Origin of the sequence: Paracoccus sp. 228, assembly GCF_000967825.1 — a bacterium.
GTDB classification, from domain to species: domain Bacteria; phylum Pseudomonadota; class Alphaproteobacteria; order Rhodobacterales; family Rhodobacteraceae; genus Paracoccus; species Paracoccus marcusii.
On the sequence record NZ_JYGY01000006.1, the window covers coordinates 57,329 to 74,928 of the forward strand.

The following is a 17,600-nucleotide window of genomic DNA, read 5'->3' on the forward strand; positions in this document are numbered from 1 at the left end:
CCCTGCTGCGCCTTGCCGCCGCGCGTCTGGCGATCGAGGGGATTTCCCATCAGGTCGATGGCGGGCGCTTTGCGGCAAAGGTCGTGGCCGGGCAGCCGGACCTGTTCCAGGCGGACATCTTTTCGGACGGGCACGACATCATCGACGCCGCTTTGCTGTGGCGCCCGGTCGGGCAGGAGGATTTTGCCGAGGTGCCGATGACCTTCGTCATCAACGACCGCTGGCAGGCCAGTCACGCTTTCGACGCGCCGGGGGACTATCAGATCGGCTTTGCCGCTTGGCGCGACCTGTTCGCGACATGGCGCAAGGAGATCCTGGCCAAGCATGCCGCGGGTCAGGCCATATCGCTGGAACTGACCGAGGGCCGGCGCCTGGTCGAGGCCGCCATGGGCCCCAAGGGCCGCGCCGGCGCCGACGACCGGGCCGCGCTGGAGGCGGTTCTGGCGCAGGACAACGGTCTGGCGGCGCAGGGCGATGCGGCCCGCCTGGCCGCGCTGACGGATGATCAGGTGACCGCGTTGATGAACCGCGCTGCACCCAGGACCGACCTGACGCTGTCCGACACGCTGCCTTTGCATGTCGACCGGCAGGCCGCGGCCTTCAGCGCGTGGTATGAACTGATGCCCCGGTCACAATCGGGCAGCATGGACCGGCACGGCACCTTCGACGACGTGATCGCGCGCCTGCCCTATGTGCGCGATCTGGGCTTTGACGTGCTGTATTTTCCGCCGATCCACCCGATCGGGCGTACGAACCGCAAGGGTCCGAACAACAGCCTGACCGCAGGGCCGGACGATCCCGGCAGCCCCTATGCCATCGGGTCCGCGGATGGCGGGCATGATGCGATCCACCCCGAACTGGGCGATTTCGACGATTTCCGCCGCCTGATTGACGCCGCCCGCGACCAAGGTCTAGAAATCGCGCTGGATTTCGCGATCCAGTGTTCGCCGGATCACCCGTGGATCAGGGAACACCCGGAATGGTTCGACTGGCGCCCCGACGGCACCATCAAGTTCGCCGAGAACCCGCCCAAGAAGTACGAAGACATCGTCAACGTCCATTTCTATCGCGATGCCCTGCCGGGGCTGTGGTACGCGCTGCGCGACATCGTGCTGTTCTGGGTGAACCACGGGGTGCGCATCTTCCGCGTGGACAACCCGCACACCAAGCCCTTCCCCTTCTGGGAATGGATGATCGCCGAGGTCCGTCGCGTCGATCCGGGCGTGATCTTTCTGGCCGAAGCCTTCACCCGGCCCAAGGTGATGAAGCGGCTGGCCAAGGTCGGCTTTTCGCAATCCTATTCCTATTTCACCTGGCGCAACGAAAAGGCCGAGATCACCGAGTACCTGACCGAGCTGACGCAGACCGACAGCCGTCTGGTGATGAACCCGAACTTTTTCGTGAATACCCCCGACATCAATCCACGCTATCTGCAGTCCAGCGGTCGGCCCGGGTTTCGCATCCGCCTGGCACTGGCCGCGACCCTGGGCGGGAATTACGGCGTCTATAGCGGCTTCGAGATCTGCGAGGCCGCGCCCGTGCCCGGCAAGGAAGAGTATCTGGACAGCGAGAAATATCAGCTGCGGGTCTGGGACATGGACCAGCCGGGCAACATCCAGGACGACATCCGGCTGATGAACCGTCTGCGCCGCGATCATCCGGCGCTGCGCCAGTTCACCGATCTGACCTTTCACGTGGCCCATAACGACCAGGTTCTGGCCTATGGCAAGCGTTCCGGGGACGATTACGTGCTGATCCACGTCAACCTGGACCCGCACAACACCCAGGTGTTCCAGTTCGAGGTCCCGCTGTGGGAATTCGGCCTGCCCGACGACGCGTCGATCGAGGTCCGTGACCTGATCCACGGCAACAGCTTCACCTGGCACGGCAAGACCCAGACCCTGGATCTTGATCCGCAGACCCGTCCCTATGCCATCTGGCAACTCATCGCACCCGGAGCGCCGCGCCCATGAACATCCCGAACCCCAAGCGCGACGGCGCAACCTTCGCCGTGACCGGCGGCATCGACCGCGACCAGGCCGACTGGTACAAGGACGCGGTCATCTATCAGCTGCACATCAAGGCGTTCATGGATTCGAACGGCGACGGCATCGGCGATTTCGCCGGGCTGATGCAGCGGCTGGACTATGTTCAGGAGTTGGGCGTGACGGCCATCTGGCTGCTGCCCTTCTATCCCTCGCCCCTGCGCGACGACGGCTATGACATCGCCGACTATCGGTCGATCAATCCGTCCTATGGCGCGATGCGCGACTTCAAGGCCTTCGTGACCGAGGCGCATCGGCGCGGCATCCGCGTGATCACCGAACTGGTCATCAACCACACCAGCGACCAGCATCCGTGGTTCCAGAAGGCCCGCCATGCCAAGCCCGGATCGGCGGCGCGCGACTTCTATGTCTGGTCCGACACGGACGAGAAATGGCCCGAGACGCGGATCATCTTTCTGGACACGGAGAAGTCGAACTGGACCTGGGATCCGGTCGCGGGCGCCTATTACTGGCACCGGTTCTATTCGCACCAGCCCGACCTGAACTTCGACAACCCCAAGGTGCTGGCCGAGGTTCTCAAGGTCATGCGCATGTGGCTGGAGATGGGCGTGGACGGGCTGCGCCTGGATGCGATCCCCTATCTGGTCGAACGCGACGGCACCAACAACGAGAACCTGCCCGAGACACATGACGTCCTGAAGGCCATCCGTGCCGATCTGGACAAGCATTTCCCGGACCGGATGCTGCTGGCAGAGGCGAACCAGTGGCCCGAGGACACCCGCCCCTATTTCGGCGAGGGTGACGAGTGCCACATGGGTTTCCATTTCCCGCTGATGCCGCGCATGTACATGGCGCTGGCGCAGGCTGACCGTCACCCGATCACCGACATCATCCGCCAGACGCCCGAGATCCCGGAAAACTGCCAGTGGGGCATCTTCCTGCGCAACCATGACGAGCTGACGCTGGAGATGGTGACGTCCGAGGAGCGCGACTATCTGTGGCAGACCTATGCCACCGACACGCGGGCGCGCATCAACCTGGGCATCCGCCGCCGCCTGGCGCCGCTGATGCAGAACGACCGCCGCAAGATCGAACTGCTGAATTCGCTGCTGCTGTCGATGCCCGGCACGCCGATCATCTATTACGGTGACGAGATCGGTATGGGCGACAACTATTACCTGGGCGACCGTGACGGGGTCCGCACGCCGATGCAGTGGTCGGGCGACCGCAATGCGGGCTTTTCCACGGCCAAGCCGCAGCAGCTGTATCTGCCGACGATCATCGACGCGGTCTATGGCCACCAGGTGATCAACGTCGAGGCGCAGGCGGATGACCCGTCGTCGCTGCTGAACTGGATGCGCCGGATGATCACCGTGCGCCGCCAGCATCCCGCCTTCGGGCGTGGAGAGATGACGCTGCTTTATCCGCGCAACCGCAAGATTTTGGCCTATGTCCGCGAACACGAGGGGCGCGCCTATCTGTGCGTCGCCAACCTGTCGGACAGCGCGCAGGCGGTCGAGCTGGACCTGGCCAGCCGCCGCGGCATGGTGCCGGTCGAGCTGACCGGTCGGTCGGCCTTTCCGCCGATCGGCGATCTGCCCTACATGCTGACGCTGCCGGCCTATGGGTTCTTCTGGTTCGCCCTGTCGGGTGAGGAGGAGATGCCGTCTTGGCACGAACAGCTTCCCGACATCCTGCCGGAATTCATGACGCTGACCACCCGTGACGGCAAGGTCAGCACCGCGCTGGCCGGCCGGGAGGGCGCGCAGCTGCAGGCAGAGGTTCTGCCCCAGTGGCTGCCGCTGCAGCGCTGGTTCGCGGCCAAGGATCAGTCCGTCCCGCCCCGTGTCCGTCTGCGTCAGCTGGGCGATCTGGGGCAGGGCGAACATGCGATGGTCGCACTGGACGTGACCCCCGGCGGTGAGGGCGAGGAGCAGAGCTATTTCCTGCCGCTGTCGGCCCGGTGGGGCGACGAGAACCTGCGTCCCGGTGCGCCCAAGCTGTCCTGGACGCTGGCCAAGATCCGCCACACCGCACGGGTTGGCGCGCTGGTCGACGGCGCCTTCGACGAACGCCTGCCGCAGCTGCTGCTGGACGGGATGGTCGAAGGCAAGGCCCAGGGCGATCTGCAGTTCCACGGCACCGATGCCCTGCGTGCCATCACTGAACCCGGCACCCCGCGCCAGATGGGGGTCGAGCAGTCGAACCTGTCGATCGCCTTCTCGGACCAGATCATCCTGAAGCTGTATCGTCGCCTGCGCACCGGGCATCAGCCCGATGTCGAGGTGGCGCAGTTCCTGACCACGGTCGCGGGCTTTGCCCATACGCCGCGCTATCTGGGCCATCTGGATCACAAGGGTGATCAGGACACGACCCTGGCGGCGGCCTTTGCCTTTGTTCCCAACCGGGGTGATGCCTGGACGGGCATCGTCGATGCGCTGATGCTGGAGTTGAACGAAAGCGACGGATGGACCTCGGCGGGCGATGCCGCGCCGGTGCGGCACGGATACGACTTTCCGCTGTCGATCGGCACCTTGCTGGGACAGCGGACTGCCGAGCTGCACCGCGCCCTGGCGACGCCCACCGATGATCCGGCTTTCGCTCTGCAGGACCTGACCGCCGAGACGCTGCGCGGTTGGGCCGATGATGCGGTCGCCGATGCCGAGGCGATGCTGGCACGGCTGGAACAGGCCGACCTGCCGGACGATGCGGCGCCCTTGGCGCAACAGGTGCTGGCGCAGCGTGACGCGTTGCTGGAACGCCTGCGCCGGGTTGCGAAGCTGACCCCGTCCGGCGGGCTGTCGCGCATCCATGGCGACTATCACCTGGGCCAAGTCCTGCTGGCGCAGAACGACGTGGCCATCATCGATTTCGAAGGCGAACCCGCGCGGTCGCTGGACGAACGTCGGGCCCTCTCGTCGCCCTTGCGCGACGTGGCTGGCATGCTGCGGTCCTTTGATTATGCCGCGATGACGGTCGTGGCACGGCATCGCGCCAGCTTTGGCACGACGGTCGAACAGGCGCTGGAGCGGATCGAGGATTGGCGGCGCACTGCCAGCGCGGCCTTCCTGGACAGCTATCGCCAGCATGTCGAGGGGTCCGCGAACCTGCCGTCCGATCGCGCCGCGGCCGATGCGCTGCTGGATTTGTTCCTGCTGCAGAAGGCCATCTACGAGACCGGATACGAGCTGGGCAATCGCCCGGCTTGGGTCGGCATCCCGCTGGCCGGTATCCTGGAACTGCTGACGCAGGAGAACGCATGACCGATGTCGCATATCTGCCCGACGGGCTGACCTCCACCGGAATCGAGGCGATCCTGCGGGGCCAGCATCACGATCCCTTCGCGATCCTAGGTCCGCATGACGGGCAGCTGCGCGTCTTTGCGCCCCAAGCCGCCGAGGTCCGCGCAGTGGCCGATGACGGTGTCTTTCCGCTGGAACGTATCCACCCCGAGGGGTTCTTCTGCGGGCCCGCCCCGCAGGGGGACTATCGATTGGCGATGCGGGCGGGCGATCATGAATGGCAGGTCGACGACCCCTATCACTTTGGCCCCGTGCTGGGAGAGATGGACGAATATTTGCTGGCCGAAGGCAGCCACCGACGCCTGTACGACAAGCTGGGCGCCCATCCGGTCACTCATCAGGGCGTGGCCGGCGTGGCCTTTGCGGTCTGGGCGCCCAACGCGCGGCGTGTCAGCGTGGTCGGCCATTTCAACGCATGGGACGGACGCCGCCACCCGATGCGCCGCCGTCTTGGACCCGGCATCTGGGAGCTGTTCATCCCCGGCCTGACGACCGGAGAGGTCTACAAGTACGAAATCCTCAGCGCGCATGGCGAACGCCTGCCGCTCAAGGCGGACCCTGTCGGGTTTGCCCATCAGCAGCCGCCGGAAACCGCGTCCGTCGTCCACGGGCTGCCCGATCACGACTGGCGCGACGGCGCATGGATGACCGAACGCGCGCGCCGGCAGGACCGCCAGGCGCCCATCTCGATCTATGAGGTGCATCTGGGGTCATGGCGCCGGGGCGGCGATGCCGAGATCCTGGACTATGACGCGATGGCCGATCTGCTGGTGCCCTATGTCCAGCAGATGGCCTTTACGCATGTCGAATTCCTGCCGGTGGGCGAACATCCCTTTACCGGATCATGGGGCTATCAGCCCGTGGGCCTGTTCGCGCCGACCAGCCGCTTTGGTTCCCCCGAGGCATTCGCGCGGCTGGTGGATCGGCTGCACCAGGCGGGCATCGGCGTCATCATGGACTGGGTGCCCGCGCATTTCCCGTCCGACGCGCATGGTCTGGCGCAGTTTGACGGCACGGCGCTGTACGAACATGCCGATCCGCGCCAGGGGTTCCATCAGGACTGGAATACGCTGATCTACAACTTCGGCCGCCGCGAGGTTGCCAATTTCCTGCAGGCCAGCGCGCTCTACTGGGTCGACAAGTTCCATGTCGACGCGCTGCGCGTGGATGCGGTGGCGTCGATGCTGTATCTGGACTATTCGCGCCAGCCCGGCGAATGGGTGCCCAACCGCCATGGCGGCAACCAGAACTTGGAGGCCATCGACTTTCTGCGCGAGGTGAACACCCGTGTCATCACCGACCATCCCGGCACCGTGACCATCGCCGAGGAATCGACCGCCTTCCCGATGGTCAGCCGTCCGGTCGACCAGGGGGGCCTGGGCTTTGCGTTCAAGTGGAACATGGGCTGGATGCACGACACGCTGGCCTATTTCCGGCTGGACCCGATCCATCGGCAGTATCATCAGCACGATCTGACCTTCGGCCTGGTCTATGCCTTCTCCGAGGATTTCGTCCTGCCGCTGAGCCATGACGAGGTCGTGCACGGCAAGGGATCGCTGATCCGCCAGATGGCCGGCGACCGCTGGCAGAAGTTCGCGAACCTGCGGGCCTATTACGCCTTCATGTGGACCCATCCGGGCAAGAAGCTGTTGTTCATGGGCTGCGAATTCGCGCAGGATCGTGAATGGAACCACGACCAGTCGCTGGACTGGCATCTGCTGGACGATCCCATGCATTCCGGCGTGCAGGCGCTGGTCGGGGACCTGAACCGGCTGTATCGCGACACGCCCGCGCTGCACCGGCTGGATTGCGATCCCGACGGGTTCGAATGGATCGACAGCAGCGACAGCGCCCAGAGCGTGCTGGTCTGGATGCGCAAGTCGGACGACGGCGCGCCCCCGGTGGTGGTGGTGTGCAACCTGACCCCCGTCGTGCGCGAGGATTACCGGATCGGCGTTCCGGTTCCCGGTGCCTGGCGCGAGGTGCTGAACAGCGACGATCAGGCCTATGGCGGATCGGGTGTCGGCAACGCGGCGGTGCGCGATGCCGAAGCCGTCGTCTGGCATGGTCGCGACCAGTCGCTGAGCCTGACCCTGCCGCCGCTGGCGACCATCGTGCTGATGCCGGTGCAGGCATGACCTCTGCCCCTCCGGCGCAGGGTGATGGCAGCGACCTGCATGCCCGCGCCCGCGCCTATGGCATCCAGCCGCGATACGATCTGGTCGGGGGCGCCGTGCATGACGCCCCCGACGAAACTTTGCGCGGGTTGCTGGGGGCGTTCGACGCGGACACGCTGCCGCCCTTGGTGTCAGAGCCGCGCCTGACCGCGCCCGCCGATGCGCAATGCCATGTGCCCGGTCAGGGTCGTCACTGGGGCATCGCCTTGCAGCTGTACCAACTGCGCAGCGACCGCAACTGGGGCATCGGCGATTTCGGCGATCTGCACGTGCTGGCCGGTCATGCCGCACAAGCCGGAGCGGCGTTTCTGGGCCTCAACCCGCTGCACGCGATGTTTCTGTCCGACCCGTTACGGTGCAGCCCGTTCTCTCCGTCGAACCGTCGGTTCCTGAACCCGCTGTACCTGGCGGTCGATCAGGTGCCGGGATTTCGCGCCGACATGGCCGATGCGGCGGTGCTTGAGGACCTGCGCGCCGCGGAACTGGTCGACTATCCGGGCGTAGCCGCGGCCAAGCTGTCGGCTTTGCGCGCCATCTGGTCCGCGGGCGCGACCCTGCCGGACGATTTCGTGGCCCAAGGCGGCGACGATCTGCGCCGTCATGCGCTGTTTGAGGTCGCCTCGGCCGCGATGGTCGATGCCGGTAATGGCGCAGGTTGGCTTGGCTGGCCCAAGGCGTGGCGCGATGTCGATGGCGATGCCATGCGGCAGATGGCGCAGGAACGGGCGGATGACGTCGCCTTTCATATGTGGCTGCAATATCTGTGCCAGTCGCAACTTCAGGCCCTGCGCGACCGCTGTCGCGATCTGGGCATGGCGATCGGCCTCTATCTGGATTTCGCCGTCGGAGAGGCGGCCGACGGGTCCGGCAGCTGGGGCAGCGACATCGTGCTGCCGGACGTGCGCATCGGCGCGCCGCCCGATTACTTCAACGAACAGGGGCAGGACTGGGGTCTGGCACCGCTGTCACCCGTCGCCATGGCCGCGACCCGCGCGGCGCCGTTCCGCGACCTGATCCGACACGCGACACGGCAGGCAGGCGCGCTGCGGATCGATCATGCGATGGGACTGTGGCAGCTGTTCCTGATGCCAGAGGGGGCGGGGGCCGCCGACGGAACCTATGCCCGCTATCCGCTGGAGGACATGCTGTCTGCCCTGGCCGAGGCGTCCCGGCAGAACCGGACCACCATCATCGGAGAGGACTTGGGCAACGTCCCCCCGGGCTTCCGCGAGGTGATGGAGGCGTGCCGCATCCTGTCCTATCGCATTTTCTTTTTCGAGCGGCGCGACGACGGCTTCATCCCGCCTGCGGACTATCCGCGCGATGCGCTGGCCTGCCTGTCCACGCATGACCTGCCGACGTTTCGCGGCTGGTGGAAGGGCGATGACGTGGCCCTGCGCCAGCGGTTCGGCTTCATCAGCGACGCGGCCGCGACCGAACAGCGCGATGCGCGTACGGTGCAACGCGCCGATTTGTTGACCGATCTTGTCGCGGCAGGGCTGCTGACGGCCGACGTCGCGGCGGGGATCGACCCGAGCGACGCCCCCGCCACATTGACCATCGCCGTGCATCGCCATTTGGCCAGCGCGCCGTCGCGCCTGTTCGCCGTGCGTCTGGAGGATATGGCGGCCGAGTTGCATCCGGTCAACGTGCCGTCGACGGTGGACGAATATCCCAACTGGCGGCGCAAGTTGTCAATGCCACTGGACGATCTGGTGGCAACGGCGCTGTTTCGGGATCTGACAGGCGGACTGGCGGCGGAACGGCCGATCGAACCCAACGCTGTCTGACCCCTGTGGATCAGGCAGCGTCAAGGGCCGTCAGTCGTTCTTCAACGCCTTCATCTCGTATTCCATCATGAACGAGATGAAGGACCGGATGATCACGATCGCGCCCAGCAGCAGGATGTTTGCCAGGCTGAGATGCAGGATGGTGCGGATCAGGTCGGCCACGATCAGCACCTCCAGCCCTGCCAGAATGTGCCGGCCAAGTGCCAGCCGCCCATGGTTCAGCTGATGATGGCGGTCATGCGCGTCGCGGTGCATCACGTCGCCCGACACGAAGCGCGTGGCGAAACGCGCCACGCCCAGAAGCAGGATTCCGATCGCGAACAGCTCCAGCGCGATCACGATCCATTCCAGCCCCGTCGCCACCATGCCCAAGTGATCCGCCATGGAGGACATCGTCGTGTCAGTCATGCTGCCTCATCTGGTGGCTGCCGGTTCATGCCGTTTCGGTCCGTTCAGGCAGGGAATAGAGCAAGACGGCATCCGATGCACCACCCAAGGTTCGACGGACATCGTCGCCCTCATGCCCGACGCCAAAAGGTGATCGCCTGTCCGCCCTCCGGCGCGGCCATTGGGGCGTTATTCAAGACCGTTACAAGGAAAGCGTTACGGAAAAGGTTCGATCCCGGACCATTCAAACCCAACAGAAAATCCCGGCATTCCTGCCGGGATCGATCCTACTGCCTGAACTGTTGACCGGTCATCAGGCCTGATCGCCATGCCCCTGCACGACCTGCGCGTGCTGGACGACCGTCCAGTCCTCATGGGCCTTCTGCCGATAGACGGATGTGCAGGCGGCGGTGAAGGTGGTGTCGCCCTTCTGCGCCTTGACTTCATAGCCGACGACGATCAGACCCTCCTGGGGACGAGAGATATGGCGGTTGGAAAAGGCGACCTCATCCCATTCCGGCGTGCCGGTGACGGCCTCGACCGCGGCCTCGCCGTGAAACAGATAGGGCGCATGGCTCAGCGCCATCACGCATTCGGAGTCAACCCGCTCATGGTACCGCCCTTCCGAGGCGCGCCACAGGCTTTCCTCAAAGTTCCAGACCCGTGTGTCATCCATCATGCATCTCCCGTTTGCGTTCCACCTCAACAGGAGGGATCGCAGCCGGTTCCCCGAAGGCCGGCACAGTGTCGTGATGATGACAGGGGGCGTTGCGGTGATCGCGGATGGATCGATCGGCAATCCCGTCCCGCACGCGTCGCGTACAAAACCGGTTCGGGCAGATAAACAACCGGGGAAAGAACCTAAAACAACACCAATCAACGTCCCCGGTTGTTATGTACCTTATGCCTGAAATTGATTGACCAGTCAGCCTATCTGTTTCGACAGGGTGGGTAATCGCACATCGGACGGCACGAACAAGACCGGCCCCCGGAAACGGGACCGGGGGCCGCTGCAGGGGCCTGATCCACCCGCCTAATGAAGGCTGAGAGGAGAGGGAACTCGCTGATCGGGCAAACCCTGCACATACAGTTTACGGGCGGGGTCCGGAAAAGTTTCACCCTATGCGGGCAAGATTGCCTAGAGCGACAGATCCTCGATGATCTCGGCCCGCACGCCCTTCAGCGGGTCGTCCTCGGTGTGCCGGACAAGATAGTCATAGGCCGCCTGATGGCTGTCGAATGCCATGGGCGCGTCGGTCGCGGTGAAGCCGTCGCCTGCCTGCGACAGCTTCATGTGCGGGGCGGCGCCCAGGGCGATGACGAATGTCTGCATTCTGCTCTCTCCGGTCCGGACTGATGGGGGCGGGCATGGCTGCCGCCCGCCGATCCCTGCTGCAACGCACGCCGGGCGGAAATGGCGCCGACCGTCATGCGGTTGGCACGGTCCCCCCGTCGATCACGTATTCCGTGCCGGTGATGCTGGCGGCGCGATCGGACGCCAGGAACGCGATCAGACTGGCCACCTCGGCGGGTCGGGACGGGCGGCCCAGGGGAATGCCGCCAAGGCTGTCCATGATGATCCGCCGGCCCCCGTCCAGGTCCGTTCCCGCATCCGCCGCCACGCGTTCGGCCAGCCGGACCGAGGCCTCGGTCTCGATCCATCCCGGCGCCACGCGGACCACGCGCACGCCATGGGGCGCGACCTCCTTGGACAGGCTCTTGCTGTAGACCGAGAGGGCGGCCTTGGCGCTGGCATAGGCGGTCGTGGCCTCGGGCAGGGGCAGCAGCGCCTGGATCGAGGTCACGTGGACCACCACGCCCGACCCCTGCGCGACCATGCCGGGCACCAGCGCGCGGTCCAGACGCAGTGCGGGCCGCAGGTTCAGGTCCAGTTCGGCCTCCCATTCCGCCTCTCCCAGGGCGGCAAAGCCGCCGCCGGGGGCGGACGATCCGCCCAGCATGTGCACGATGACGTCGACGCCACCCATCCGATCCCGCACGGCGGCCGCGACGCTGTCGCATCCCGCCAGGGTGGTCAGGTCGGCAGCGACGAACAGGTCGTCCGGCAGGTCGGCGGCCTTGCGCGCCGTGGTCAGCACCCGCGCGCCAAGGTCGCGAAACAGCGACACCGTGGCCGCGCCCGCGCCCTGCGTTCCTCCGGTGATCAGGGCACGCTTGCCCTGCAGCGTCAGGAACCTAGTCATGCGCCGATCTCCAATGCGGTGATGCGATCGTCTGACAGCGCGAAGGCAAAGCGCAGCACGGCCGGGCTGCCGGGGAAATCGCCTGTGACAGTGGCGCGGACGATGGTCCTGCCATCGGCTTGGATCATGTCGATCGGTTCGGCATGGTGGCGGTACTTGGCCTTGGCGGCCAGCCACCAGTCGCGGATCTGCCGCGGCCCGTGATGGTTGCCACCTTCGTCGTGGACAACCGCATCGTCGGCGAAGGCGGCGGCCAGGGCGTCGCCATCCTGGGGCGCGCGGGCGGTGAAATAGGTGCGGATCGGGGGCGGCATCTGCATGGGACGTCCTTTCATGTCTGCTGCCCCCAACATAGCGCTGGACGGTCATGCGGATAATCGGGATAGATCGGCATCTGGTGATGACAGGATCGGGACAATGGGCGTCGTGCGATGGATGCAGGGCTGAAGGCGCTGGAGGCAGTGCTGGCCATCGCGCGGCGCGGATCGTTCCGGGCCGCGGCGCTGGACCTGGGCATGTCGACGACCGCCCTGTCGCACAGCATTGCACGGCTAGAGGCGGCGCTTGGCGTCCGCCTGTTCAACCGCACCACCCGCAGCGTGTCGCTGAGCGATGCCGGCCGCGCCTTTGTCGCCCGCATCGGCCCCGCGGTGACCGAGATCCGCACCGCGATGGAGACCGCGCAGTCGCAAGGGACGACCCCCTCCGGCCTGCTGCGCATCAACGCATCCGTCCAGGCGGGGCGCGAGGTGGCGCCGCTGGTCCTGGCCTTCCTGCGCCGTCACCCGCGGATGCAGGTCGATCTTGTCACCGAAGGGCGGCTGGTCGACATCGTGGCCAAAGGGTTCGACCTGGGCCTGCGCCCTGCGGACCTGGTGCCGCGTGACATGATCGCCTTGCCCGTGGGGCGGCCGCAGCGCCATGCCGTCGTCGCATCGCCGGACTGGATCGCGGCGCATGGTACGCCCCTGACGCCCGCCGACCTGCCGCCGGCGGAGTGCATCCGGGTGCGGCTGCCCAACGGCGCGCTGCTGCGCTGGCCGTTCCAGCGCGGCGCCGAGGTGGTGCAGATCGAGGCCCAGGGCCGCCTGACCTTGGACGAGGCCGCCATTGCCCGCACCGCGGTGCTGGATGGCGCCGGCATCGGGTTCTTCATCGAACAGGACGTGGCCGATGACATTGCTGCCGGGCGGATGGTGCGCCTGCTGGCCGATTGGACGCCGCCGCGGGCGCGGTTCAGCCTGTACTATCCGGACCGGCGCAACCCGTCGGCGGGGTTTTCGGCGTTCCTGGCCATGGTCCGCGACGCGGGGCGTGCGTGATGGTCCGCGGTCCTATCGCGGCCGCAGCCCGTCCAGGAACACGTCCAGCAGCAGGCCGGCCCGCGCCGGGTCCGCGCCGGGACCATAGCTGAGGCTGAGCAGCACCCGGATCAGGTCGTCCGCCGTGACCGTGCCGCGGACCTGTCCCGCGGCCACGGCGCGGTCGCGCAGCCCGCCCACGGCCGCCAGCATGCGCGCCGACTGTTCGGTGAAGAACGGCGCCTCCTTGTCCAGCACCGGGGCCAGGGCCGCGACCATGCCCCGCTTGGTGGCCATCATGTCCAGCGCGGCGTGCATCCAGACGGGCAGGTCGTCGGCGCGGGCCAGTGCCTCCAGCACCTCGACCTCGCGGGCATAGACGGCCTGGAACAGCGCCTCGCGCGTGGGGAAATGGCGGTACAGCGTCGCGATGCCCAGGCCCGCGCGCCGCGCCACGGCCTCCAGGCTGGCGGCGTCGCTGCGAAAGACCTCGCGCGCGGCGGTCAGCAGGCGGTCGCGGTTGCGGGCCTGATCGGCCCGCGGCTTGCGCGCGACTGGCGTGTCTTCGCCCATCCCCCGGCGTCTCCTTCATCGTTGTTGCGAAACGGAGGATGCCTCCGTATAGTGATGCCATGGCCGCCACCGGCCCGACTTCCCGATAGCTTACCGCCAACGAGGGAAAGATGACACAGACCCTGAACCTGACCATCAACGGAACCGCCCGGGCGATTGCCCTGGACGACCCGCGCGCGACCCTGCTGGATGTGCTGCGCGAACGGATCGGCCTGACCGGGACCAAGAAAGGGTGCGACCGCGGCCAGTGCGGCGCCTGCACGGTGCTGATCGACGGGCGGCGCATGAATGCCTGTCTGGCCTTGGCGCTGTCCCATGACGGGGCCAGCATCACCACGGTCGAAGGCCTGGCCCAGGCCGAGGAACTGCACCCCGTTCAGGCCGCGTTCATCCGCCATGACGGGTTCCAGTGCGGCTATTGCACGCCCGGCCAGATCATGTCGGCCGTCGCCCTGATCGCCGAGGGCGAGGCCGGGCTGGACCCCGAACGCGTCCGCGAAGGGATGAGCGGCAACCTGTGCCGCTGCGCCGCCTATGCCGGCATCACCCAGGCCGTGCTGGACGCGACCCGCGTCATGACCGCCCGCGAGGACGCGGCATGAACCCGTTCGATTACACCCGCGCCGACACGCTGGAGGCCGCGGTGGGCGCCGATGGCGCGATCCTGGCAGGCGGGACGAACCTGCTGGACCTGATGAAGATCGGCGTGGCGACGCCGTCGCGGCTTGTCGACATCTCGCGGCTGCCGTTGCGGGAGATCGACGACCATGACGGCGGCCTGCGCATCGGCGCGATGGTCAGCAATGCGGATCTGGCGCGCGACCCGCGCATCCTGGCCCGGTTTCCCGCCGTGGCCGAGGCGCTGCTGTCCGGCGCGTCCCCGCAACTGCGCAACGCCGCCAGCACGGGCGGCAACGTGATGCAGGCGACCCGCTGCAGCTATTTCCAGGACCCGCTGTCGCCCTGCAACCGCCGCGAACCCGGATCGGGCTGTTCCGCCATCGGCGGCGTGACGCGCAACCACGCGATCCTTGGCTGGTCCGACGCCTGCATCGCGACGCACCCGTCCGATCTGTGCGTGGCGCTGGCGGCCTTTGACGCGGTGGTCCATGTCGCGGGCCCCACCGGCACCCGCAGCGTGCCGATGGCCGTGTTCCACCCGCTGCCCGATGCGGTCGGCGTGCCGCTCGCCCTTTCAGCCGAAGAGGTCATCACCCATGTGACCCTGCCCGATCCCGGCGGCATGGCCCGACACGCCCGCTATCTGAAGCTGCGCGAGCGGACGTCCTATGCCTTTGCCATCGTCTCGGCTGCGGCGGGGGTCCATGTGGAAGACGGCCGGATCGTGGCCGCCCGCCTGGCCCTGGGCGGGGTCGCGGCCCGCCCGTGGCGCGCCCATGCGGCCGAGGCCGCCCTGATCGGCCAGCCCGCGTCCGGGGACGCCTTTGCCCATGCCGCCGCGCTGGCGGTGCAGGGTGCCGCGCCGTCGGGGGACAATGCCGCCAAGATCGTGCTGGCACAGCGGATCGCCCTACGCGCGCTGATGCTGGCCGCGGCGGGCACGCCCGACCGGATGCCGGCGCTTCCCGCCTCTGTCTTCGAAGGAGACGACCATGGCTGACATGACGACCACCCAGCAGCATGTGCGCTTGGGCTCGAACGCGGGTCAGCCGATGACCCGGCGGGACGGGGTGCTGAAGGTGACGGGCCGGGCGCCCTATGCGGCCGACCTGCGGCCCGAGGGCGTGCTGCATGCCGTCACGGCCGTCGCGGGCATCGCGCGGGGCACGGTCACGCATCTGGACACCGATGCGGCCATGGCGCATCCGGGCGTGGTCAAGGTCTATACCCCCGCGAACCGACCCCCGCTGGCGGTCCATCCCGACACCAAGATCCACGGCTTTGCCTGGAAGACCGAGGCGCTGCAGGACGACACGGTCCGCTATGCCGGCCACCCCATCGCGCTGGTCGTCGCCGAGACGCTGGAGGCCGCGACCGAGGGCGCGCGCCTGCTGAACCCGCAGTATCGTGCCGACCCGCCGCGGATCGGCCTGGACGGCAATGCGCCCTATGAGCCGGAGACCGTCAGCATCGGCCGCCCGCCATCGCTGCAGGTGGGGGACATGGACGCCGTCCGCGCGGGGGCCGCCCACCATGTCGATACGGTGATCGAAACCGCGGCCCAGTATCACAACGCGTTGGAACCCCATGCCATCACCGCCCGGTGGATCGGCGACCGGCTGGAGATCGACACGCCGAACCAGGCCATCGGCCTGCTCAAGCAAAGCTTTTCGGCCTATCTGGGCATCGATCCGGCGCAGATCGTGATCCGCAGCCCGTTCCTGGGCGGCGGCTTCGGGTCCAAGGCAATCCTCTACGGTGCCCAGCTGATGGTGGTCCTGGCGGCGCGGGACCTGGGCCGGCCCGTCAAGCTTGCCCTGCGGCGCGACCAGATGTACGGCCCGGTCGGCCACCGTCCCGCCACGCGCCAGACGCTGCGGCTGGACCTGGACGACAAGGGGCGCATCATGGCGCTGGACCATCACACGCTGGCCGTCGCCTCCAGCTTCGACGATTTCATCGAAAGCGCATCGAACGCCTCGCACAGCGTCTATGCCACGACCGCGATGCGCACGACGCACAGCGCGGTGCGCGCCGATACCGGCACGCCCGGCCCGATGCGCGCGCCCGGAGAAGCGCCGGGATCGGCGGCCCTGGAGGTGGCCATCGACCGGGCGGCCCATGCGGTGGGCATGGATCCGCTGGCCTTCCGCCTGCTGAATTATGCCGAAACCGACCCGGCATCGGGGATGGCGTTTTCGTCCAAGGCCTTGCGCGAATGCTATGCGCGGGCCGCTGACCTGTTCGGTTGGGCCGACCGCCCGACCGCGCCGCGGCAGATGCGCCAGGGGCGGCTCCTCAAGGGCTGGGGCATGGGCACGGCGCAGTTTCCCTGTCCGATGTTCCAGGCCGCGGCGCATGCGACGCTTCGTGCCGATGGCAGCGCTGTGGTCGAAACCTCGGCCGCGGACATGGGGCAGGGCGCCTGGACCGCGCTGGCGCAGATCGCCGCCGACGGGCTTGGCATCGATGTCGACCGGCTGGAGTTCCGGTCGGGCCATTCCGACCTGCCCGATGCCGGGGTGGCGGGCGGATCGTGTCACACGGCCACGGCGGGCACGGCGCTGTTCAACGCGGGAGCCGACACGGTGCGGCAGCTGGCCGACATCGCGACGAAGGATCCCGGATCACCGCTGTTCGGGGCCGGCAATGCGGGCGTCACCGCGCGGGGCGGGCGCCTGTACCGCAACGACGACGACAGCCGCAGCGAGGCCTATGAGGACATTCTGGCCCGCGCCGGGCTGGACCTGCTGCGCGGAGAGGGCAGGGGCGCCCGCGAGGGCGAGCCGGAACGGGCGATGTTCTCTCATGGCGGGGTCTTCGCCGAGGTGCTGGTCGACCCGGACCTGGGTCAGATCCGGGTCAGCCGGCTGGTCGGTGCCTTTGCCGCCGGTCGCATCGTCAACCCGCATCTGGCGCGCAGCCAGCTGCTGGGCGGGATGATCTGGGGCATCGGCTTTGCGCTGCACGAGGAGGCGGTCCATGACCCGCGCACGGGGCGGTTCACCAACAACGACCTTGCCGGATATCACATCCCGGTCAATGCCGACGTGCCGCATGTCGAGGCGCTGACCGTCCACGAGGACGACGAGTTCGTGAACGCGCTTGGCATCAAGGGTGTCGGAGAGCTGGGCGTCACCGGCACGGTGGGCGCCATCGCCAATGCCGTCTGGCATGCGACCGGCATCCGCCCGACACGGTTCCCGATCCATCCCGAAAGCCTGATCTGACGGAAAGGG

The 17,600-nt window shown here is 67.3% G+C and carries 14 protein-coding genes; 8 read left to right on the forward strand and 6 right to left on the reverse strand.

The annotated features are described in order from the left end of the window. Positions 1-5 precede the first annotated feature (5 nt). Genes SY26_RS17035 through malQ form a run of 4 tightly spaced genes read left to right on the forward strand, consistent with a single transcriptional unit; the run spans position 6 to position 9,275 of the window. Positions 6-1,973, forward strand: a complete 1,968-nt coding sequence (locus tag SY26_RS17035) for an alpha-1,4-glucan--maltose-1-phosphate maltosyltransferase (protein ID WP_046001647.1) — start codon at positions 6-8, stop codon at positions 1,971-1,973. Further along, positions 1,970-5,269: a maltose alpha-D-glucosyltransferase gene (gene treS, locus SY26_RS17040; RefSeq protein WP_046001514.1), complete on the forward strand. Its 3,300-nt coding sequence runs from the start codon at positions 1,970-1,972 to the stop codon at positions 5,267-5,269. The genes SY26_RS17035 and treS overlap by 4 nt, the downstream gene beginning before the upstream one ends. After that, the gene (glgB, locus tag SY26_RS17045; protein ID WP_046001515.1) at positions 5,266-7,446 is read left to right on the forward strand and encodes a 1,4-alpha-glucan branching protein GlgB; all 2,181 of its coding nucleotides are present in this window, start codon (positions 5,266-5,268) and stop codon (positions 7,444-7,446) included. Before treS ends, glgB begins: the two co-directional genes overlap by 4 nt. Further along, entirely contained in the window at positions 7,443-9,275 is a 1,833-nt protein-coding gene (gene malQ, locus SY26_RS17050; protein WP_046001516.1) for a 4-alpha-glucanotransferase, read from the forward strand. Before glgB ends, malQ begins: the two co-directional genes overlap by 4 nt. A gap of 30 nt (positions 9,276-9,305) precedes the next feature. On the opposite strand, the gene SY26_RS17055 is transcribed toward malQ, so the two are convergent. From SY26_RS17055 to SY26_RS17075, 5 genes are all read right to left on the reverse strand, one after another. Beyond that, positions 9,306-9,683, reverse strand: coding sequence for a DUF1622 domain-containing protein (locus SY26_RS17055; RefSeq protein ID WP_046001517.1), 378 nt, complete (start codon positions 9,681-9,683; stop codon positions 9,306-9,308). 292 nt (positions 9,684-9,975) lie between these two features. Continuing rightward, positions 9,976-10,341, reverse strand: a complete 366-nt coding sequence (locus SY26_RS17060) for a hypothetical protein (protein WP_198143197.1) — start codon at positions 10,339-10,341, stop codon at positions 9,976-9,978. Between the two features lie 459 nt (positions 10,342-10,800). After that, the gene (locus SY26_RS17065) at positions 10,801-10,995 is read right to left on the reverse strand and encodes a hypothetical protein (RefSeq protein ID WP_046001518.1); all 195 of its coding nucleotides are present in this window, start codon (positions 10,993-10,995) and stop codon (positions 10,801-10,803) included. Positions 10,996-11,089: 94 nt separating this feature from the next. Continuing rightward, on the reverse strand, positions 11,090-11,866 hold the full coding sequence (locus tag SY26_RS17070; protein ID WP_046001519.1) for an SDR family oxidoreductase: 777 nt from the start codon (positions 11,864-11,866) through the stop codon (positions 11,090-11,092). After that, a complete protein-coding gene (locus SY26_RS17075; RefSeq protein ID WP_046001520.1) occupies positions 11,863-12,186 on the reverse strand; it encodes a nuclear transport factor 2 family protein in 324 nt (107 codons plus the stop codon). The genes SY26_RS17070 and SY26_RS17075 overlap by 4 nt, the downstream gene beginning before the upstream one ends. Positions 12,187-12,297: 111 nt before the next feature. Here SY26_RS17075 and SY26_RS17080 point away from each other — a divergent pair, with 111 nt between their 5' ends. Further along, positions 12,298-13,188: a LysR family transcriptional regulator gene (locus SY26_RS17080; protein WP_046001521.1), complete on the forward strand. Its 891-nt coding sequence runs from the start codon at positions 12,298-12,300 to the stop codon at positions 13,186-13,188. 12 nt (positions 13,189-13,200) lie between these two features. Here the strand turns inward: SY26_RS17080 and SY26_RS17085 are convergent, their stop codons facing one another. Beyond that, positions 13,201-13,740 (reverse strand): TetR/AcrR family transcriptional regulator, encoded by a 540-nt coding sequence (locus tag SY26_RS17085; protein WP_046001522.1) that lies wholly within the window; start codon positions 13,738-13,740, stop codon positions 13,201-13,203. A gap of 110 nt (positions 13,741-13,850) precedes the next feature. Between SY26_RS17085 and SY26_RS17090 the strand changes: the two genes are divergently transcribed. The 3 genes from SY26_RS17090 to SY26_RS17100 are packed head-to-tail and all read left to right on the forward strand — an operon-like array spanning position 13,851 to position 17,591. Further along, positions 13,851-14,342, forward strand: a complete 492-nt coding sequence (locus SY26_RS17090; protein ID WP_046001523.1) for a (2Fe-2S)-binding protein — start codon at positions 13,851-13,853, stop codon at positions 14,340-14,342. Then, positions 14,339-15,361 (forward strand): xanthine dehydrogenase family protein subunit M, encoded by a 1,023-nt coding sequence (locus tag SY26_RS17095; protein WP_046001524.1) that lies wholly within the window; start codon positions 14,339-14,341, stop codon positions 15,359-15,361. Before SY26_RS17090 ends, SY26_RS17095 begins: the two co-directional genes overlap by 4 nt. Next, a complete protein-coding gene (locus SY26_RS17100) occupies positions 15,354-17,591 on the forward strand; it encodes a xanthine dehydrogenase family protein molybdopterin-binding subunit (protein WP_046001525.1) in 2,238 nt (745 codons plus the stop codon). Before SY26_RS17095 ends, SY26_RS17100 begins: the two co-directional genes overlap by 8 nt. The last annotated feature ends 9 nt before the right edge of the window (positions 17,592-17,600 follow it).